Below are 21107 nucleotides of genomic sequence, written 5' to 3' on the forward strand. Positions count from 1 at the left end.
CGTGATTAAGTGTCAGTTGCGGGTCGCTGGTCGGTTTCCGGGCGGCGGGGGCGGCGGGTGACGAGGAGCTGGTTGATGCGGAAGCCTTCGACATCGACCACCTCGAAGAGGAAATGCGCGGCCTCGACCCGGTCGGCCTTGCGGGCCATGCGGCGCAGGCGGTGCATGACGAGGCCGCCGATCGTATCGAAATTATGGCTGTCGGGCAGCGCGGGGATGCCGAGCTCGCGGATCACGTCGCCGATGGGGGCGGCGCCGTCGATCAGCCAGGAATTCTCGTCGCGGCGGACGATGGCCTGTTCCTCGAACGGGTTGGCCAGCCCGTCCATCAGCGCGCCCATGATGTCCTTGAAGGTGATCAGCCCGACCACCAGCCCGTATTCGTTGACGATCAGGGCGAAGCCCGCCCCATGGGTGTCGAACTGGGCCAGCGTGTCCCAGAGATTGAGCGTGTCGGGCAGGGACAGCACGTCGCGCCGCATGCGGTAGATCTGTCCCGGGGCGGCTTCGGCGGCGGGCGGTTCCTCGACCACCGCGGCGAGCACGTCCTCGGCGCGGATCGAGCCGATGACGTTGTCCAGCCCGCCGTCGCAGAGCGGGTAGCGGGAATAGGGCTTGGCGCGGACCTTGTCGCGCTGGCTTTCGGCGCTTTCCTGCACGTCGAGGAAGACGATCTCGTCCCGTGGGGTCATGGCCGAGGTGACGGAGCGGTCCTGCAGGCCCAGCACGTTCTGGATCATCTGGTGTTCCTGCTCGAGCAGGACGCCCGAGGCGGTGCCGGCGGCCAGGATCGCGCGCAGATCCTCGGGCGTGACCGGTTCGACTGTCGAGGCGGCCGGGATTTTCAGCGCGCGCAGGATGAAATCGGCGATTTTCGAGAAGATCCAGACGAAGGGATAGAACAGCCGCAGCGCGAGTGCCGGGAACCAGCCGATGGCCAGCGCCACGCGGTCGGGCGCGTTCATGGCGATGCGCTTGGGCAGCAGGTCGGCGAACAGGACGAACAGGCCGGTGACCAGCAGGAAGGACGCGGTGGAGGCGACATGGTCGGCCAGCGCGGCCCGCATGCCGGCCGCGCCCAGGATTTGCGCCAGCGGCGGGGTGATGAGTTCGCTGCTGATGACGCCGCCCAGCACGCCCACCGCGTTGAGGCAGATCTGGAGCACGGTGATGACCTGGCCGCTGTTGCGGCGCAGGCGGAGGAAATTGGCGGCCCTGGTGTCGCCGGCCTCGGCCCGGGTGCGCAGCCGGACCTCGCGCGCCGCGGCGAAGGAGATTTCGGACAGCGAGATCAGGATGCTGACCGCGATGAGCAGGATGATGGCAAGCAGGCCCGCGAGCAGGATCATGGCCGTGCCTTTCGCGTGGGAGCCGGCGACCGGGTGTGACGGCATGCTCCGCGGTCGGCGGCGGGCCGGGACGGATGGAGGGGACGGCGTGTCCCGGCGGCGGGTTTTTTCATTGCGCGCAGGATAGCGCAGAATGCCGCCGTGGGGCCAGAAGGGGGGCGGGCCAGAAGGAGACGGGCCAGAAGGGGGCGGCCGCGGATCAGGCGGGCGGCATGCCGGCGAGTTCGCGCCATCCGGCCTCGTCGAGCGTGTCGATGCCCAATTCGGCGGCCTTGCGGGCCTTGGAGCCGGCATCGGCGCCGAGCACAACCAGGTCGGTCTTCTTCGACACGCTGTCGGTGACGCGCGCGCCCAGCCGTTCGGCCACGGCCTTGGCCTCGGGGCGGGTCATGGTGGTCAGCGTGCCGGTGAAGACGATGGTCTTGCCAGACAGGTGGCCCTGGGCGGGCATGTCCTCGTCCTCGATCGTCAGGATGGCGGCGAGGTCGGCCAGCGTGTCGAGATTGTGCCGTTCCATGAAGAAGGCGGCGAGTTCGTCGGCGATGGCGGTGCCGATGCCGGTGATCGAGCCCAGGGCCAGGCGTTCGTCCGAGCCGATCTGCGTCGCGCGCAGCATCTGGTCGCGCCAATGGGCATAGGCGCCGTAATGGCGGGCCAGCAGGCGGGCATTGCTGGCGCCGATGCGGCGGATGCCCAATGCGTAGATGAAGCGGGCCAGCGGGATGGTCCGGCGGGCACGGATGGCGTTGCTGAGATTGCGGGCCGAGACTTCGCCCCAGCCGTCGCGGCCGGCGATTTCGGCCTCGTGCTCCGGCAGGCGGAAAATGTCGCCCGGGGTGCGGATCAGGCCGTCCTGGTAGAATTCGGTGATGGTGCGCTCGCCCAGCCCGTCGATGTCGAAGGCGTCGCGCGAGACGAAATGGATCAGCCGTTCGACGATCTGCGCCGGGCAGGTCAGGCCGCCGGTGCAGCGCCAGACCACCTCGCCCGGGGGACGTTCGGCGCGGGAATGGCAGATCGGGCATTCATGGGGGAAGCGGAATGGTTCGGCGCGCGGCGGCTCGCCGGGGCGGGGCGGGACGATTCCGAGCACCTGGGGGATGACGTCGCCCGCGCGCTGGATCTGCACCAGGTCACCCTCGCGGATATCCTTGCGGGTGATTTCGTCCTCGTTGTGCAAGGTCGCGCGGGTGACGATGACGCCGCCGACATTGACCGGCTCGAGGATGGCGACGGGGGTGAGCGCCCCGGTGCGGCCGACCTGGATGTCGATGCGCGTGAGGCGGGTGATGGCCTGTTCGGCGGGGAATTTCCAGGCGATCGCCCAGCGCGGCGCGCGGCCGACGAAGCCCAGCCGGTCCTGCAGGGCCAGGTCGTCGATCTTATAGACCACGCCGTCGATGTCGTATGCGAGGCCCGAGCGTTCGCGGGCGATGGTTTCCATGAAATCCTCGGCCGCGTGCGCGTTTTCGACGATGCGCGACAGCGGATTGACCGCGAACCCCCAATGGCGCAGCCGGTCGAGATAGTCCCAATGGGTGCCGGCCAGTCGGTCGGAGGCGAAGCCCTGGGCATAGGCGAAGAGCGAGAGCGGGCGCCGGGCGGTGATCGCGGGGTCGAGCTGGCGCAGCGAGCCCGCGGCGGCGTTGCGCGGGTTGGCGAACGGTTTCTGCCCGGCGGCCGCCTGGTCGGCATTGATGGCCAGGAATGCGGGCTTGGAGAGGAAGACCTCGCCCCGGATCTCGATCAGGGCGGGGGCGTGGCCGCGCAGGCGCTGGGGCAGGTCGCGCAGGGTGCGCAGATTGGCGGTGACGTCCTCGCCCTCGGTCCCGTCGCCGCGGGTGGTGCCGCGGACGAAGACCCCGTGTTCGTATGTCAGGCTGATCGACAGCCCGTCGATCTTGGGTTCGGCGACGAAGCGCAGGGTACGCGACTGCTCCTCGGTCAGGCCGAGGAAGCGGACGGCGCGGGCGATGAAGGATTCGAAATCCTCGCGGTTGAAGACGTTGTCCAGCGAGAGCATCGGCACAAGGTGGCGGTGCCGTCCGAACGCGGCGGCGGGGGCGGCGCCGACGCGCAGCGAGGGGCTGTCGGCGCGGCGCAGCGCGGGGAAGCGGGTTTCGATCGCCAGGTTGCGCCGGCGCAGCGCGTCATACTCGGCGTCGGAGACGGCGGGGGCGTCCTGTTCGTAATAGGCGCGGTCCAGGTCGTGCAGCCGCGCGGCGAGGCGTTCGAGTTCGGCGGCGGCCTGGGATTCGGAGAGCGCGTCCGGGGGCAAGGTTGCCAGATCGGGAGTTGCCAGATCGGGGGTTGCCGGATTGGGGGTCGCCGGATTGGGGGCGGCTTGCGTGTGCGACATCTGTTTCGTCTGTTTCGTTCCCATGGGCCTTACCCCCGGAGCAGGGAATCCGCCGCCGCCCGTGCGGCCTCGGTGATCGTGTCGCCAGCCAGCATGCGGGCGATTTCCTCGCGCCGCTGCGCGGGGGACAACGGTTCGGCCCGGGTTTCGGTTCGGCCCTTCGTCACGGTCTTGCTGATGCGCAGATGGGCGTTGCCGCGGGCAGCGACCTGCGGGCTGTGGGTGACGACCAGGACCTGGACGTCCTGCCCGACGCGGAAGAGACGCTCGCCGATGGATGAGGCGGTGGCGCCGCCGACGCCGGAATCGACTTCGTCGAACACCAGGGTGGGGACGGCGGAGCGGCCGGCCAGCACGACCTTGAGCGCCAGCATCAGGCGGGACAATTCGCCGCCCGAGGCGACCTTGGCCAGCGGGCCGGGCGGCTGGCCGGGATTGGCGGCGATGAGGAAGGCGGCCTGTTCGCGGCCCCTGGCGTTCCAGCCCTCGGGCGGCAGGGCGGGGAGCGAGACGAGGAAGCGGGCGCGTTCCAGGCGCAGTGGCCGCAATTCGGCGGTCACGGCCTGTTCGAGCCGGCGGGCCGATCGTTCGCGGGCGGCCGAGAGCAGGGCGGCCGCGTCCGCGAAACGGGCGCGGCGGGCGGCGACTTCGGCCTGGAGTGCGGCGATGCGGCTGTTGCCGGAATCGAGGGCGGCCAGCCGCGTGGAGAAGGCGGCGAGCAGGCCGGGCAGTTCGGGGACCGACACGCCGTGCTTGCGCGCGGCGGCGCGGAGCGCGAACAGCCGTTCCTCGGTCTGTTCCAGGAGTTGGGGATCGGCTTCGGATTCGGCGGCGAGGCGGGAGAGGTGGGTTTCGGCTTCGGCCAGGGCTTCCTCGGCGCGTTCGAGGGCGGCCATGGCCTCTTGCGCCAGCAGGTCGGCGGCGGAGGAAGAGACCGCGTCGTCGCCTGCGGCGGCATGGCCGGAGGCGTGTCCCGGGGTGGGCAGCAGCCGCTGCAGGGTGCGGCCGGCATTGCGCAGCGCGGCGGCGGGACCGGCGGCGCGCCGGTCCCGCGGCGTGAGTTCGGCCAGGGCGGCGGCGATGGCCTCGCCCCGCCGTTCGCCCTGTTGCAGCGCCTGGCGCAGGCCGGCCAGATGGGTTTCCTCGTCCTCCTGCGGGGCGAGGGCGGCGAGGTCCTCGACAGATTGGCGCAGCCAGTCTTCCTCGCGCGCCGCGCTTTCGAGCGCGGCGCGGGCGGCGGCGAGTTCGGCCGTGGCCTCCATCCAGGCGCGGTAGGTGTCGGCGGTGTCGGCCCGCAGGGCGGGCGGCACGTCGAACGCGTCGAGCAGGTCGAGATGGGTCGACTGGTCGGCCAGGCCCATCTGTTCATGCTGGCCCTGGATTTCGACCAGCAGGCCGGCGGCGCGGCGCAGCAGCGCCACGCCCACCGGCTGGTCGTTGATATAGGCGCGGGAGCGGCCGTCGGTGGCGACCAGGCGGCGCAGCACCAGGGGGTCGCGCGGATCGTCGATCAGGATGCCCTGTTCGGCCAGGACGCCGTGCAGCGGATGGTCGGAGGCCAGTTCGAAGCAGGCTGTGACGCTGGCCTGCTCGGCGCCGGCGCGGACCAGGCCGGCGCTGGCCCGGTCGCCCAGGGTAAGGCCAAGACTGTCGAGCAGGATGGATTTGCCTGCCCCGGTCTCGCCGGTCAGCACCGTCAGCCCGGGGGAGAAGGGCAGGTCCAGCCGTTCGATCAGGACGACGTCACGGATGGCGAGATGGGTCAGCATGCATCGGGCCCGCGCCGGATAGCGGTATCGGAGCGATGAGTCAGAAGATCGCGTGCCAGGTGCGCGAGAAGAAGCCGCGGCGGGGCGGCGGCGGCGGGGCCTTGTGATCCGGCGTGCCGGCATCGGACGGAGCCTGGGCCGTGTCGGGGACCGAGCCGGGCAGCGGGGTGTTGGCGGCCAGCAGATGCTTGCTGCGCAGCATGTCGTAGCTGTAGCGGTACCACTGGCTGCCGGGGTAGTTGTAGGACAGGACCGAGGCGGTGCGGCGGGCCTGATCGGTCAGGCCGAGATCGAGATAGACCTCGACCAGCCGTTCCAGGGCCTCGGGCACGTGGTTGGTGGTCTGGAAATCCTGCACCACGCGCTGGTAGCGATTGACCGCGGCCTCGTAATTCCGCTGCTGCTGATAGAAGCGGCCGACCAGCATTTCCTTGCCGGCCAGGTGGTCGCGGCAGAGATCGATCTTGAGCTGCGCGTCGCGGGCGTAGGGCGATTGCGGGAAGCGGGTGATGACCTCTTCCAGCGCGTTCATCGCCTCGATCGTGCCCTGCTGGTCGCGCCGTATGTCGGAGACCTGTTCATAATAGCAGAGCGCGCGGAGATAGAAGGCATAGGCGGCGTCGGGGCTGGTGGGGTGCAGTTCGAGGAAGCGATCGAGCTGCTGCACAGCCTCGGGATATTTGTCCTGGAGGTAGTTCGCGTAGCCTTCCATGAGCTGGGCGTTCGCGACATAGCCGGAATAGGGATAGTTCTGCTGCAGGGCCTCGAATTCCGCGGCGGCCAGGGCGTAGCGCTGGCTGTGCAGGGCGTCGATGCCGTTATTGTAGAGCGTGTCGGCCGGGGGGACATGCGCCTGCATGTCGCTGATCGCCTTCTTGTCGCCGCCGCAGGCTGCGAGCGACAGCATCAGGGCGAGCGCGGCGTACCGGGCGGCGCGGGGGCCGGTGGGACAAGCAGCGAAACGGGTGCGAATGGTGTGCAGTGACATGCCGGCTCTTCCAGTTCGGTCTGCCTTATATCATGCGCCGGGCCATGGTGAAGGCCATGGCGTCGTTTTCGCGGCGAATGAGGGGGGATTCGGCGCGGGACGGGGCATTTCGGATTGGAGGCGGATCAGAAATCGAGCGCGGGTTCGTGCCGGTCGATCACCTCCTTGAGGCAGATGAAGGTGCGCGTACGGTTGATGCCGGGCAGCGAGACGAGATAGTCGCTGTGGATCGCATTGAAGCGGTAGATGTCGGCGACGCGGATCTTGAGGAAATAATCGTATTCGCCCGAGACCAGGTAGCAGTCGATCACGATGTCCAGCGCGCGGACCGCGCTTTCGAAGGCGAGGATGTTCGCCTTGTCCAGCGAGTCGAGATTGACGCCCACCAGGACCAGCGCACCGCGCCCGACCTTGGCGGAATCGAGGATCGCGCTGAAGCGCAGGATGACGCCGCGCTCGACCAGGCGTTGCACCCGGCGAAAACATGTCGCCGCACTTTGATTGACCAGCGGGGCGAGGTCCGAGATCGGCAGGCGCCCGTTCGCTGCCAGGTGGTTCAGGATTGCACGGTCGGTCCGGTCGAGGTCGGACCTGGCAGCATCTTCCATCATGTCTCCCGATGACGTCAAAATCCTTCAGCGAGACGAAATGTAGTGAATGATTTCGTCATTTCTGTGTCGGAATATGAATGCACAATTCGTATCGCTTTCGACAATATCGCACCACACGAAATCGTGAGCAAGGAGCGACCCGTGAGCGCGCGAAGAAAATTTCTGAGAGGCCGTCCGAGATCAGAGTTTTCACGCTTCACCACGTCATAGCCGTAGCACAGGCCGCGGTGCGGCTTGCGAGGCCTTTGAGGAACAGGGCATGCGGTCCAGCGCCCGCAAGCTGATCCAGCAGATCATAGGCCGAAGGCGCTGGGGCGTCCGCAGGACGCCGATCGTACTGATACCGTTGCCGTAGACTTGGGTAAGCACGGCGATTCGAAACATGCGCGAACGCAGCCTGTCTGCAATCATTGATCCGGTTTCGGGTCAAATGCCCTGTGACGCGCATGCGTCGGCCGCGGAAGTTGAGTCCGTTCAAACGAGATCGTTTAAACGGGCGAGGATTGCTCCACACGGCCGACCTGACAGCACCGTTTCGGCCGGTCCTGTCCCCGGCCGGCTTGGCCGTCACCAGATCTTCACGCGGTCTTCCGGCTTCAGATAAAGCTTCTGTCCCGCCACGACGCCCCATGCGTCATACCATGCATCGATATTATGCATCGGCATGTTGACGCGCGCGACCGGCGGCGAATGCGGATCGACCACGATTTGCTGGCGCAGGGCGTCGTCCCGCACTTTCTCGCGCCACACCTGCGCCCAGCCCAGGAACACGCGCTGGTCGCCCGTCAGTCCGTCGATCACCGGTGCCGGCTTGCCGTGTAGCGAGGCATGATAGGCATCCAGCGCCAGCGTCAGCCCGCCCAGATCGGCGATATTCTCGCCCATTGTCAGCTTTCCGTTCACATGCACGCCCGGCAGAACCACGAATGCGTCGAACTGCGCACCTAGCCGGTCGGCAAGTTTCTGGAACCGCGCCGCGTCCGCCTTGGTCCACCAGTCGCGCAGCCGCCCATGCTCGTCGAACTTGCGCCCCTCGTCGTCGAAGGAATGGGTCATCTCATGCCCGATCACGCCGCCGATGGCGCCGTAATTGACGGCCGGATCGGCCTTAGGGTTGAAGAAGGGCGGCTGAAGGATCGCGGCTGGGAACACGACCTCGTCGAACACGGGCATATTGTAGGCATTTACAATTTGCGGCGTCATGTCCCACTCGTCGCGATCGACCGGCTTGCCCAGATGCTCCAGCCAGTATCGCCATTCAAAGGCAATCGCGCGCGTGGCATTGCCATACACGTCGCCCTTGCGGATTGTCAGCGCGTCATAATCACGCCACCTGGTGGGATAGCCGATCTGGATGGTAAAATTCTCCAGCTTGCGCAACGCAGCGGCACGCGTCGCCGGCTCCATCCAGCTATTATGCTGAAGACGGACACGAAAGGCGGTCTTCAACTCATCCGTCAGATGACCCATCTGCACCTTGTTGTCCGGTGGGAAATAGCGCGAGACATAAACCCGGCCGATCGCCCATCCCATCGCGGAACTCGTCGCGCCCACCGCCCGCTTCCAGCGCACGGGCAGTTGCGGCTGGCCGGATAGCGTCTTGTCGTTGAACGCGAACCATGCGTCGACGAACGATTTCGACAGGTTGGGCGCCGCATTGTCCGCCAGATGGAAGGCCAACCACGCGCGTAGCGTCGCGATATCCGTCGCACCGAGGATTTTCGCCTCCCCGGTGATCGCACTGGGCTCGCCGGCGATCACGATACGCTGAGTGAGACCCGCCGTCGGAATGCCCGCCGCCTGCAGCCAGATCGCCCAGTCGAAACCGGGCGCGTCCTTCCCGAGTTGTTCGACGGTGCGGGGATTGTAGCTCTTTTCGGGATCGCGCATCGCTTCGCGCGCCCAGTGAGCCTTTGCGATGACCGTTTCCAGCGCGACGATGTCCGATGCCGCCTGCTTCGCGTCCGGCCACCCGATCAGGCCGAGCATTGTCTCGACATAGGCCCGATACGCGGTCTTCTTCGCGGCGAAGGACGGTTTGATGTAATAATCCCGATCCGGCATCCCCAGACCTGCTTGGTCCAGGTTGAGCGAATACCGCGTGGGGTCCTTCGCATCGGGCTGGATCATGAGCGAGAACGGCGATGCCTGAAACGTTTCCTGGGCCGACCCGGCGAGGGCAGCGAAGGACGCGGCATCATGCACGGCACGGATCGCGGCCAGGTCGGCCGCCAATGGCGCCGCACCCGATGCCTCGACGGCCGCCTCGTCCATGAATGAGGCATAGAACGTCCCGAGCTTGCCTTCGATCGTCGTCGGATTTGCCTGCGCCTGCGACGACACGTCGTTCAGGATCGCCTGCACCCGCGTACGCGACAGTTCGGCGAGTTCGTTGAACGGCCCCCAGCTCGCCCGGTCCGGCGGAATGACCAGGTGCTCGACATAAGTACCATTGGCATAGCCGAAGAAATCATTGCCTGGCTGCACCGAAAGGTTGCGCCCGGACAGGTCGAGCCCCCAGGTTCCCAGGTGCGCAGCCGACGCGCCCGGCGTCGCTGGAACCGCCACAGTGGCGGCCGTCGCACCTCCGGTGGCCAGCATCCCGGCCAGGCAGGCCGTGCCCAGCATCGCAATTCCACCACGGCGCTCTGCGATGCCGTATTGCTTCATGAGGATCAAATCGATTTCCTCCTGGCGCACCGCGGCGCGCCGAATTGTATGGGATGGTCGTTCCGGCGCGGGACGCGCATGCCCGCGCTTAGAAATTCGCCTGGACCGTCAGCATGAACGAGCGTCCGATGATGCCGTCGAAATAGCGCGAGGTCGAGCCGATATAGGGATATTGCGGTTTCGCATCGAACACGTTGTTAATATTCAGGTTCGCCATATAATGCTTGAGAAAAGTATAGCCGATGGTTGTGTTGAACATGAAATATTGCTTGAAGTCGTTGATGGAATAGGTGTTCGGGGCGACGTTCAGCTTGTAACGGCTCTTGCCGTAGTAGATCATTTGCCACTGCAGCATGAGTGGACCGCGGAAATAATTGATATTGGTCGTGAAATTGTCGCGCGGGTTGCTGGTGTCGCCGACCTGCGCATAAGTCTGGCTGAGCAGCGTCTGGTTGTTGAAGACGTAATGCATGTAATTGACGGTCATCTCGACCGCGCCGGATTTCGGACCCAGCCCGATATCCTCGAGCGTCAGGAAGTAATCCAGCTTGGACTGCACGCCGCGCACGTGCTGGTTTGCGATATTGTAATATCCCTCGTGGAAATTGGTGATCTGGCCGGATGAATCCCGCGTGAAGGCCGAGCAGTAGGCATTCGGAAAGTTCGGCGAATCGTAGCACGCGTCCATGATCTGGGTGATGTCGAGCGACTGGATCTCATTGTGCAGATTGATGTCGATGAAATCGGAATTGATGGTCAGCCCACGCACCCAGCGCGGACGCAGGGTGACGCCGCCGGTAAAGCTGTCCGCCGTTTCGTTCTGGAGATGGGGGTTTCCGCCCGAACTGCCGAGTATGGTATAATTATTGATATTCGACGTGAAGTTGGTCGGCACGCCCGCCTTGGCGCAATTCGCGCGCCGGACGCCCGGATTCGGGCCGGACGTGATGAACTGGGGCGAACACGGATCGTTCCCGCTGTCGTAGACCGAACCATCGGGTGCAAACAGTTCCGTGATCGACGGCGCGCGGAGCGAGCGGGTATAATTGCCGTGGAACAGGACGTCGCGCGTCGGCGCATAGGTGCCTCCGGCGGTCCAGGTCCAGAAGCCTCCGGTTATGGAGTTGTTGACATAGCGTGCCGCCGCGTCGCCCGAGAATTCATAGACGCCGGGGATATGCATCTTCGGCGAAACCAGCGGAACCTCGAGTTCGGCGAAGGCCTCGTGCGTATGATAGCTGCCCGCGACAGGCGAGACCGGAATAAACGCGCCATATTGCTGATAGGTGCCATCCGGCATGGGCTCCCCGAGGAAGAAGGCCCCCGGATTGAAGCTCGTAGCCTCGCGCCTGTGCTCGTAGCCCAGGTCCCAGCGCACATCCCCCGCCGGCAGCTTGACGACGGTGCTTTTCACCTCGGCCACGATGTCGAACTGGCTGTTCGTCTGCGAGGTCTTGCTCATGGCGGTAACATAGTCGATCGCCGACTGGCTTGCGGTGCTCACGCCGAACGGATTGAGCGCCGCGCAGGTCGCACTCTCGGTGGGCAGCGGCGAGCTGACATAGCCCGGTGCGCAGCCGATCGACCCGTCAGGCAGCCTCACGGCATTCAGCGCGTTGACGAAGTTCTGCGCCACGATCATGGGCTGATAGGTCTGCGACATCGAGCGCCCGTACGTACCGGTGATATCCCAGTCGAAATGACGGCCGGCGAACTCGAAATCCCCGTTCAGACCGCCGACGAAACGGAACGTCTGCGTGTTCGTGGTGAAAGCGCCGGTCCCGTAATCGGTGTTGGCGCGGGCCAGATAGAATTGGTCGGTCGGTACCCCCTGCGCGGCAAGGTTCGAGATGATGGTGGCGCGTTCCGCTTGCGTCAAGAATGGATTGCTGGTGCTCAACACCAGGTTGCCGCTCTGCGTCCCGTCGGCGGCGCCCGTCATCGCGCTGCCGAACAGGGCGGAATTGTAGTTCGGTTGGGCGGACGTATTGAAGGCGCTTGCATCCTGGTACCAGCCTTCGAACTTCGCCTTCAAGTGATCGGTGATGTCGTAATGGGCCAGCGTGGTCAGGTTCAGCCGCGTCTGGCCGACGATCAGATTATTGTAGTTGCCGATATTGAAGCCATTCCCGCCGGAGCCTGAAATCTGGTCGCCGTTGACCGAATTGAAGGTCAGCGGCACCAGGGCGGTGCCCGTGGGGTTGAATATCAGCGTCTGTCCCGCGGCGTTCGTCACCCCCCCCAGGTTCTGGCCCGAGAGCGTGGGGTAGGTATCGGAGGTGATGGGAATGCCCGAATTGGTGAATTCCAGATAACGCTGCCCGTGTTGCAGCACGTATTGGTACGGGCTGTTCGGATCGTTGCTTTGCCCGAAATAATTGCTGTTTCCGCCGCCGAATTGCGGCCGCGCCGCGCGGGTCAGCGGAAGCTGGTCGTTATATTCGAGATCGAAGACGACGCCGCCCCGGCCATGATCGAAATGCCGACCAGCCAGAAACGCGATCTTGGCCGATCCGTCATCGAGCTTCTGGGAAAAACCGCCCTGTGCGGTAAACTCCACGCCCTGGAAATCATTCTTGAGGATGAAGTTCTGCACGCCGGCGATCGCGTCCGACCCGTAGGCGGGCGCGCCGCCGACGCTCACGGTCTCGACTTTCTTGATGAGCGAGGAGGGGATGATGGACAGATCGACCGGCGACCCCGCGACCGCGCCGAAGATCGAGGAAGACGCGTCCGAGACGAAGCGCATGCCGTTCACCAGCGTCAGCGTGCGCTGCGAGCCGAGGTTGAACATGTTGGCGAAGAACTGGCCGGCACCATAACTGCCTTGGGTCCCCATATTGGAATTGTCCGGCGCTCCATAGGCCGGGTTTTCACGCAACAACGCGGTGCCGACATTGGTATAACCACGCCGTGCCAGTTGCTCGGCATCCAGCGTTGTGGTCGGCATGATGTCGGTCAGCGCGGAATGGGCGAGGCGCGACCCGGTGACGACGATGGCTTCGGCGTTGGATGTCGCGTCAGTACGATCCGGAGCGGCGAGGGCGGTTGCATTCGTTGCCTTGATGGCGTCCGCGCGCGGCATGGGGGTGGAGGCCGGCGCGGGCGGTAAGGTCGTGACGATCTTCAACCCGCCGGATGGCGTCGCGACCACGGCCAATGCGGTGCCGCGCAAGGCGAGGCCGACCGCTGTCATCTCGGTCATCTGGCCGTCGATCGCAATCGCCTGCCTGCCTGCCACCTGATCGGGAGAAAACGCGATGGGAGTTCCGGTCTGGGCCGATATGCGCAACAAGGTTCGTGCCAACGGCCCCGGCGGCAGGGAGAAGGCGAAGGATTTCGCCTGACTGACGGAGATATCGGCGGCTCGGCCTGATGAGACCCCTGCGAGACATGAGCCCGTGAGCAGAAAAAAGGTGGATATGCCGAATAGCCGCTGGTTTCTCTTCATCTCTTCCTCATCGTTACGGACCGTTACGGTGTGGCCGTCACAAAGGATGAGGATCGAGCCGGCCAAAGTGATACCGACTGAGAAACTTTTTTTACGTCACGATCGTCACGATAAAGAATTGATCGTCACGACTCCGAAAGGTAGATGCCGGATGGAGACCGGGAAGATCTCCTCGAGTTGCGTGAGCGAACGGCGGGTATCGTTCAGCGAAAATACGCCGCTCGCCCGGATGCGCGCCGCGCGCGGCGTGATGTACAGCGCACCTCGCCAGTAGGGTGCCAACCCTGCGACCACATCGCCAAGCGTCCCGTTTTCCACGATCAGCATCCCATTGCGCCAAGAGGTCGCAAGGCCCCAGTCGATGGCCTGTTCGCCCGGTCCATTCGGCTCCAGATCGATGGCATGGCCAGCCGCCAGGGTCAGGCGCGGCCCATGCGCGGGCAGAATGGTCAGCATGTCGTCATGGGCGGTCACGATCGTCCGGCCGTCATCGCGACGGACCATGAAATCGCCGGCCAACGCACGGACCGTGCCCGCGCGGGTGGCAACTTGGATAAACGGCGATGCCGCGTCGGGGCGGCTTTCGACAAGAACCGTTCCACGCAGGAGCGTGAACGCGTTCCGCCCGCCGCCGGCGGCGAATGCGATGGCGCTGCACGGCGCAAGCGTTGCGGTGGATCGTGCTCCAAGGGCGAGTTGCTGCGTCTCGCCATGGCGGGTGCGGATATCGGCGCGCGGATCGCCCGACAGATGCCCCGGCCCGACCACCACGTCCGCCACGCATGCTGCGCCGGCGAGCGCTCCCAGCCCCCGGCGCAGCAGCGCGCGGCGTTTCACCCGGCGTAGGTAAACGTCGCCTAGAGACTGGCCACCCAGCGCCGCGCTCAGCCGCGCAAGCTGCATGTCCACGGAGTTGGACCGCTCGTTTCCGCCCTGCAGCGCGTCCGTGGATCGTGTTGGATCGGAAGCCATGATGCTTTCTATTACGAACAGGAATTCAGGAACTCAAGGCCGATCCAGCACGCCCACACAGGCACGTTCGGCGGTATCGATATATTTCCGTACCATGCTGACTGATACGTTGAGGCGTTCGGCGATGTCCTGATGGCGCAGATGGTCGATTCGGTAGAAGAAGAACGCCGCGCGTGCCTTGGGGGACACGCCGCGCAGCGCATGGTCCATGCGCTGGAGCAATTGCAGGAACTCATTATGTTCCTCGGGGCTCGGCGCTGTCTCCGCCGAAACGGTCCGCAGCGCGTCCAGATAGCTTGCCTCCAGCACGCTGCGTCTTCTCAACTCGGAGATCAAGCGCCGCGCCACGACCAGCAGAAAAGCACGCGGCTCGCGCAAGCTTTCCGCCTGCCGGGATGCGGCAAGGCGGACAAACGCCTCGGAGGCGATTTCCTCCCCCTTGCTACGGGAACCGAGCTGACGCGCCACACGCCCGGCCAGCCAGCCGAAATGCGACTGGAACAGTCCTGCCAGCGGGTCTGCATGCCGTGAATGCGTCAGGGGGTGTTTGGTCATCTCTGGTTTCACACGGCCCAACCGAACGCGACGGGCACCGGATCGTATCGCATCCCGCACGCATAAATACAAAAACAAATCGTATAATTATTGAATTTGTCCGATATATAAACTTTTTCCAAGGGTAATTTTTCTCACACGTTCTTGATATCGACTTCGTAACGTCTTCACGTGATTTCCAGCGCCGCGCCGTGTGTCCCCCGTTCAGGAAACGCTGTACGACGCTCTCTCCTGACAATCATAACGAAGCCGCAATAGGCAAGAGGCACGTCCGCTCGACCAACCGCTTTTTTTTGGAATGTGTCCCGGCGAACACCCGGTGTGGCCGGGCATGAAAAGGCGGTCCTGTCCACTGTCCCTTTGATTCCAAAATTCGCCTATGGCGAGCGGCCCGTTATCACTGGCCGGGGTGATGTCACCGGCTCCGGTCTCATACGCCTTACCATTCCGCAGCCCCAAGTAATAGTCGATCAGGATGTCCAGCGCGCGGACCGCGCTTTCGAAGGCTAGGATGTTCGCCTTGTCCAGCGAGTCGAGATTGACGCCCACCAGGACCAGCGCGCCGCGCCCGACCTTGGCGGAATCGAGGATCGCGCTGAAGCGCAGGATGACGCCGCGTTCGACCAGGCGTTGCACCCGACGAAAACATGTCGCCGCACTTTGATTGACCAGCGGGGCGAGGTCCGAGATCGGCAGGCGTCCGTTCGCTGCCAGGTGGTTCAGGATTGCACGGTCGGTCCGGTCGAGGTCGGACCTGGCAGCATCTTCCATCATGTCTCCCGATGACGTCAAAATCCTTCAGCGAGACGAAATGTAGTGAATGATTCCGTCATTTCTATGTCGGAATATGAATGCACAATTCGTATCGATTTCGACAATATCGCACCACACGAATTCGTGAGCAAGGAGCGACCCGTGAGCGCGCGAAGAAAATTTCTGTACGCCTTCGTTTCATCTTTGGCGGTGCTGGCTGCATTGCCTGCAGCCCATGGCGCTCCGGTGTCGGTGCGCAAACCGAAGGGCAAGGTGGCGGCATCCCATGCGCCGAAACCGCGCGTCCATGCCGTCGTCGCCGCGTCGGAATCGCTGGCCGTGACCGCGAACCGCAATACGTCCCATGGGATGGAGCAGACGATCACGCGCAAGGCGCTGGAGACCTTCGTGCCGGGAACCAGCGTGTTGCAGGTGCTCTCGGCCACGACGCCGGGGGTGAGCTTTGCCTCGGACGACCCGTTCGGCCTGGATACCTGGGCGAACACATTCTATATCCGGGGCTATACGCAGAGCCAGCTTGGCATCACGCTCGACGGGATCCCGCTGGGGGACGGGCAGTTCATCAATGCCAGCGGCCTGGACATCAACCAGGCGGTGATCCAGGACAATATCGGCCATGTGAACATGTCGCAGGGGGGCGGGGCGCTGGATGTCATGTCCATCACCAACCTGGGCGGCGCGCTGCAATATTATACGCTGGACCCGCGCGACAGGATGGGCGGCGACGTGTCCCAGACCTTCGGCAGCAATGGGACCTATCGCACCTTCGCCCGGTTCGAGAGCGGGGTGCTGAACCGCACCGGCACGAAGTTTTCCGCCGCTTATGCCCGAACCGACGCGGGCAAGTGGAAGGGCGCGGGCGATCAGTTCGAGCAGCAGGCGAATTTCAAGGTCGTCCAGCCGCTGGGCACGCGGGGGAAGGTCAGCGGCTATTTCAACTATTCGGAGTTCGATCAATATAACTATAGCGACCTGAGCCTGGAGATCATCCACAAGCTGGGCCAGCGGGTCGATTACTACTATCCCGACTATGCCACGGCCTATAAGGCGGCGCTGGGGCAGTTTCCGGCCGGCTATGACAGGTTGTCGGACCCGGAGGATGCGTCCTATTACGACGGGGCGCAGCTTCAGCGGAATTACCTGACCGGCATTACGACGCAATATGACCTGACCGACCGGCTGCATTTCACCAACGTGCTGTACGACCACCAGTCCGGCGGGGATTACGAATGGACGAATCCCTATGTCACGTCGCCGTCGGGCGCGCCGATGATCCAGCAGGTGGGCCATACCGCGGTCACACGCCTGGGGGCGACGGCTGCCCTGCAATACGAAATCGGCAATCACACGCTGCATAGCGGGGTCTGGTACGAGCATGTGGGCTATAGCTGGGCGCAGCGTTACTACAGCCAGCCCGTGCTGGGCCAGGGCGCGCCGCGCAGCGGAACGGGGCCCTATGACGATCCGTTCGCCACGGCCTATGCGATGCAGTTCAACACGAACACGTTCCAATATTATCTGGAAGACAGCTATCGCATCCTGCAGAACCTGCGCGCGCATGCGGGCTTCAAGTCGATGCTGACGACCACGGCGGGGGGCGCGTCCTACAACAATCCGACCTATACCGGCCAGGACACGCTGCCCAATGGCAGCCTGACGACGGCCGGCGCCTTCCTGCCGCATGTCAGCCTGAACTGGACGTTCCTGGGTAGAAACGAGCTGTTCTTCGATTTCGCGAAGAACCTGCGGGCCTATACGTACAATACGTGGCAGAGCGGCAATGCCTGGGGCGTCAACGAGATGCCGACGAACCTGAAGCCGGAGACGTCCTATAACTACGAGGTGGGATATCGCTATAACGCGAAGCGGCTGACGGTTCTGGTCAATCTCTATCACATCGACTATCGCAACCGCTTGGCCACGATCACGGTCGGCAGCCTGGTGAACGCGCACAATACCTATATCAACGTGGGCAACATGGATATGTGGGGCGCGGATGCGGGCGTGACCGTGCGGCCGCTGCCCGGCCTGGAGGTCTTCAACAGCTTCAGCTACAACAAATCGACCTATGGCCGCGACGTGACGAGCGACGGCGTGACCTATCCGGTCGCGGGCAAGCTGGAGGCGGGCTATCCGCAATGGATGTACAAGGCGAACGCGAGCTATGCGTTCGGGGATGCCCGGCTGAACTTCAACGTCAACTACATGAGCAAGCGCTATATCTCGTATGTCAACGACGCGGCGGTGAGCGGCTACTGGCTGGCGACGCTGTCGGCGAATTATCGCTTCCGGCATATTCCGCATCTTGAGACGCTTGAATTCAACCTGGGTGTCTACAACCTGTTCAATCAGCAATATGTCGGCGGCATCGGCGGCTATTCCATGTCGGGCGACACGCAGCAGCTCTTCGCGGGAGCGCCGCGCCAGATCTTCGGCTCGCTGCACGCACGGTTCTGACCCGGTCCTGACGCGCCGTCGCATGGGCGGACCCGGTTGTCCGGGCCGCCCATGCGGGCCATGTCGCGGGGGAGAGCATGTCGTGAAAGCCCGTGGAACGCGCTGGGCCGCTGATAAAGCCTCGACGTTTTTCGCATCCTGGGCAGGTGAGTGTTCTGGGATCCCTGGTAGGCTTATACGGTTGAGGAGAGTTCAGCGCCCAGCCAATTCAGATAGTCCTTGATTGCAGCTTCGTCCCGTTTGCAATACGACCATTTCAGGTGCTTCCGCACGGTGATGAAGCCGGCTTGTTTGAGAATTTCCAGATGGCGGCTAGCCGTAGGCTGTGCCACCGATAGTGCCTCAGCGATCAATGTCATGCAGACGCCGAACTCGACCGGATCGGCCGACCATTGGTGGCCGAAGTGCTTTTGCGGTTTCGCCAGCAATCGAAGGACCGTCAGGCGTTGCTCGCTCGCCATCGCTTTGATTTGGTTTGATCTATCCATAGCTGTTATCATATTGTCATTTAGCTAAATTGCAATATGAGTAGCTGTCATGCTGGACCTGCCCAATACGACGATCATAGAAGGAAATGCCGTCCGGTGGGGCAAGGCCGGCAACGGGCCACCGCTGGTGGCGCTTCATGGGACACCCTTTTCCTCGCAGGTCTGGCGTAGAATCGTGCCGCAACTCGCCGATCGCAGGACCATCTACTATTTCGATCTGGTCGGCTACGGACTGTCGGAGATGCGTGAGGGTCAAGACGTCTCTCTGGCTGTGCAGAACAAGACCCTCGCCGCTCTGTTCGCGGAGTGGGGCCTCGAACGTCCCGATATGTTGGCACATGACTTCGGCGGGGCCACGGCGCTACGCGCCTATTACATGAACGGCTTACGTTATAGTTCCTTGACGATCTTCGACGCTGTTGCCCTCGCCCCCTGGGGGTCCGCTTTGGTTCAGCATGTGCGTCAGCATGAGGCCGCCTTCTCCGGAATGCCAGACTACATGCACCGGGCGCTATTGCGCGCCTACTTGCAGACTGCGGCTTATAATCCGCTGTCCGAAAAAGCATTGGAAATCTATAGTACGCCGTGGCTCGGGCCAGTAGGCCAGCCTGCGTTCTATCGCCAGATAGCGCAGATGGATCAGAAATTTACCGATGAGGTTGAAGGACGATACGGGCGGATGGACTGTCCCGTAACAGTCCTCTGGGGGCGAAACGACGAATGGATACCCTTTGAAAAGGGCGTGGCGCTGGCTGCATTGATCTCCGACGTTGATTGCATCGCGGTGGACGATTCCGGGCACCTCGTTCAGGAAGACCGGCCCGAAATCATCGTGGCGGCCGTCCTGAAACGGCTCAACCAGGCGTAATGGCGATACGCAAGACATGCCTGCACCAGGCGGGCTGGAATTCGTGAACCGCCCCGGGGAAAATCATCATCCAACTGGCGAAGGCCGGGGCGGACAACCGGCCGTGCGGCGCGGCGTTCACCGTCGCGGTGGGCGGCATCGCGCGGCGGGTGCGGCCGAACGCGTTCTTTTGATGCGTGTTTTTGCCCGATCGGATGATTTCATCCGGTCGGGCGATGCCGGGATGCCGCATTGCCTGAGTCGGGGCCCGAGTCGGGCGCGGACATTCCGCCGGGGCGTGTTGCAGGGAACGGGTGATGTATATCGGCATCGATGCGGGTACGTCGGGGATCAAGGCGGTTCTGGTGGACGAGGCGCAGGCCGTCCTGGCGAAGCGGACCGTCGGGCTGAGCAGCCGGTCCCCGCATCCCGGCTGGAGCGAGCAGGACCCCGCGGATTGGTGGGGGGCGCTGCTCGACGCGGTGGACGGATTGCGGGCCGAGCAGCCGGCGGCGGTCGCCGCGGTGCGGGGGATCGGCCTGTCGGGGCAGCAGCATGGCGCCGTGCTGCTGGACGCGGCGGGGCAGGTGCTGCGGCCGTGCATCCTGTGGAACGATGTGCGCTCCAGCGCGGAATGCGAGGTGTTCGAGCAGCGTTTTCCCGACAGCCGGAGCGTGTGCGGCAATATCGCCATGCCGGGATTCACGGCGCCGAAGCTGATATGGGTGGCGCGGCACGAGCCGGAGATCTTCGACGCCGTCCGGCATGTCCTGCTGCCGAAGGCGTGGCTGCGCTATCGCCTGAGCGGCGAGATGATCGAGGACATGTCCGACGCGTCCGGCACGTTGTGGCAGGATGTCGGGCGCCGCCGCTGGTCGGACGATGCGCTGGCGGCGACCGGCCTGACGCGGGCCGCGATGCCGGCCCTGTGCGAGGGCACGGCGCAGGCCGGGCGGCTGACGCGCGCGCTGGCCGCGCGGTGGGGGATGGCGGTGCCGCCGATCCTGGCCGGAGGAGCCGGCGACAATGCGGCCGGCGCGGTCGGGCTGGGGGCGGTGCGGGAGGGCGATGCCTTCGTCTCGCTGGGGACGTCGGGGGTGGTGTGGGCCACGACCGAGCGTTTTCGCCCCCGGCCGGAATCGGCCATCCATGCCTTCTGCCATGCGGTGCCGGAGATGTGGCACCAGATGGGGGTGACCCTGTCCGCCGCGTCCTGCCTGGCCTGGTGGGCGGAGGTGGCCGGACGGGACGAGGCGGCGCTGCTGGCCGAATTACCGGAGCGGGTCACCGCGCCGTCGGGTGTGCTGTTCCTGCCCTATCTGTCCGGGGAGCGGACGCCCCATAACGACGCCGCGATCCGGGGCGCGTTCGTCGGGCTGGATCGGGCGAGCACACGGGCGGACATGACCCAGGCCGTGCTGGAAGGCGTGGCCTTTTCGTTTCGCGACGCGCTGGACGGGCTGGCATCGGCGGGATCGGTCCTGCGCCAGGCCGACGTGATCGGCGGCGGGGCGCGCAGCGCGGCCTGGGTGTCGATCCTGGCGTCGGTCATGGATATTCCGCTGCATCGGCTGGCGCACGGAGAGCAGGGCGGCGCGTTCGGCGCGGCGCGGCTGGCCCGGCTGGCCGCGACGGGAGAGCGCATCGCGGACATCTGCCTGCCGCCCGAGCGGATCGCGACCGTGGCGCCCGACGCGGCCCTGAGGGAGGCGTACGGGCCGGTGCTGGCGCGCTATCGGGCCCTGTATCCGGCCTTGTCCGGCCTGTCGCCGCGGCGCGGCGCCGCCTGAGGACGCCCCCAACGCAAGAGGCTTGGG

At 64.6% G+C, this 21107-nt stretch carries 15 protein-coding genes; 3 read left to right on the forward strand and 12 right to left on the reverse strand.

Features of this window, described 5'->3' with window-relative positions:
• Window positions 1-5: 5 nt before the first annotated feature.
• The 10 genes from AAC691_RS21550 to AAC691_RS21595 form a co-directional block, all read right to left on the reverse strand.
• Window positions 6-1349 carry a hemolysin family protein gene (locus tag AAC691_RS21550; protein ID WP_176640335.1) on the reverse strand — a complete coding sequence of 448 codons (1344 nt, stop codon included), beginning with the start codon at window positions 1347-1349 and terminating at the stop codon, window positions 6-8.
• A gap of 199 nt (window positions 1350-1548) precedes the next feature.
• On the reverse strand, window positions 1549-3708 hold the full coding sequence (gene ligA / locus AAC691_RS21555) for an NAD-dependent DNA ligase LigA (RefSeq protein ID WP_408906031.1): 2160 nt from the start codon (window positions 3706-3708) through the stop codon (window positions 1549-1551).
• A 29-nt stretch (window positions 3709-3737) separates the two neighbouring features.
• Window positions 3738-5477, reverse strand: a complete 1740-nt coding sequence (gene recN / locus AAC691_RS21560; RefSeq protein WP_342628421.1) for a DNA repair protein RecN — start codon at window positions 5475-5477, stop codon at window positions 3738-3740.
• A 40-nt stretch (window positions 5478-5517) separates the two neighbouring features.
• Window positions 5518-6465: an outer membrane protein assembly factor BamD gene (locus AAC691_RS21565; RefSeq protein WP_342628422.1), complete on the reverse strand. Its 948-nt coding sequence runs from the start codon at window positions 6463-6465 to the stop codon at window positions 5518-5520.
• A 125-nt stretch (window positions 6466-6590) separates the two neighbouring features.
• Window positions 6591-7076 (reverse strand): Lrp/AsnC family transcriptional regulator, encoded by a 486-nt coding sequence (locus tag AAC691_RS21570; protein ID WP_246285367.1) that lies wholly within the window; start codon window positions 7074-7076, stop codon window positions 6591-6593.
• A gap of 567 nt (window positions 7077-7643) precedes the next feature.
• The gene (locus AAC691_RS21575; protein ID WP_342630305.1) at window positions 7644-9746 is read right to left on the reverse strand and encodes a M13 family metallopeptidase; all 2103 of its coding nucleotides are present in this window, start codon (window positions 9744-9746) and stop codon (window positions 7644-7646) included.
• An 88-nt stretch (window positions 9747-9834) separates the two neighbouring features.
• Window positions 9835-12951 carry a TonB-dependent receptor domain-containing protein gene (locus tag AAC691_RS21580; protein WP_342628423.1) on the reverse strand — a complete coding sequence of 1039 codons (3117 nt, stop codon included), beginning with the start codon at window positions 12949-12951 and terminating at the stop codon, window positions 9835-9837.
• 351 nt (window positions 12952-13302) lie between these two features.
• Entirely contained in the window at window positions 13303-14100 is a 798-nt protein-coding gene (locus AAC691_RS21585) for a FecR domain-containing protein (RefSeq protein WP_342628424.1), read from the reverse strand.
• A gap of 102 nt (window positions 14101-14202) precedes the next feature.
• Window positions 14203-14724 carry a sigma-70 family RNA polymerase sigma factor gene (locus AAC691_RS21590; RefSeq protein ID WP_176639112.1) on the reverse strand — a complete coding sequence of 174 codons (522 nt, stop codon included), beginning with the start codon at window positions 14722-14724 and terminating at the stop codon, window positions 14203-14205.
• A 204-nt stretch (window positions 14725-14928) separates the two neighbouring features.
• Complete coding sequence (locus tag AAC691_RS21595) at window positions 14929-15498, reverse strand: Lrp/AsnC family transcriptional regulator (RefSeq protein WP_342628425.1); 570 nt, start codon at window positions 15496-15498, stop codon at window positions 14929-14931.
• 141 nt (window positions 15499-15639) lie between these two features.
• On the opposite strand from AAC691_RS21595, the gene AAC691_RS21600 reads away from it, so the two are divergent.
• Window positions 15640-17955, forward strand: a complete 2316-nt coding sequence (locus tag AAC691_RS21600; RefSeq protein ID WP_342628426.1) for a TonB-dependent receptor domain-containing protein — start codon at window positions 15640-15642, stop codon at window positions 17953-17955.
• A 173-nt stretch (window positions 17956-18128) separates the two neighbouring features.
• Here AAC691_RS21600 and AAC691_RS21605 read toward each other — a convergent pair whose 3' ends face one another.
• Entirely contained in the window at window positions 18129-18443 is a 315-nt protein-coding gene (locus AAC691_RS21605; RefSeq protein ID WP_342628427.1) for an ArsR family transcriptional regulator, read from the reverse strand.
• 49 nt (window positions 18444-18492) lie between these two features.
• On the opposite strand from AAC691_RS21605, the gene AAC691_RS21610 reads away from it, so the two are divergent.
• Window positions 18493-19311, forward strand: coding sequence for an alpha/beta hydrolase (locus tag AAC691_RS21610; protein ID WP_342628428.1), 819 nt, complete (start codon window positions 18493-18495; stop codon window positions 19309-19311).
• On the opposite strand, the gene AAC691_RS21615 is transcribed toward AAC691_RS21610, so the two are convergent.
• Entirely contained in the window at window positions 19298-19543 is a 246-nt protein-coding gene (locus tag AAC691_RS21615; protein ID WP_342628429.1) for a hypothetical protein, read from the reverse strand. The two genes, AAC691_RS21610 and AAC691_RS21615, sit on opposite strands and share 14 nt — an antisense overlap.
• 64 nt (window positions 19544-19607) lie before the next feature.
• Between AAC691_RS21615 and xylB the strand changes: the two genes are divergently transcribed.
• Window positions 19608-21080 carry a xylulokinase gene (xylB, locus tag AAC691_RS21620; RefSeq protein WP_342628430.1) on the forward strand — a complete coding sequence of 491 codons (1473 nt, stop codon included), beginning with the start codon at window positions 19608-19610 and terminating at the stop codon, window positions 21078-21080.
• Window positions 21081-21107 lie beyond the last annotated feature (27 nt).

The organism is Nguyenibacter vanlangensis, from assembly GCF_038719015.1.
In the GTDB taxonomy this organism is placed as follows: Bacteria; Pseudomonadota; Alphaproteobacteria; order Acetobacterales; family Acetobacteraceae; genus Gluconacetobacter; species Gluconacetobacter vanlangensis.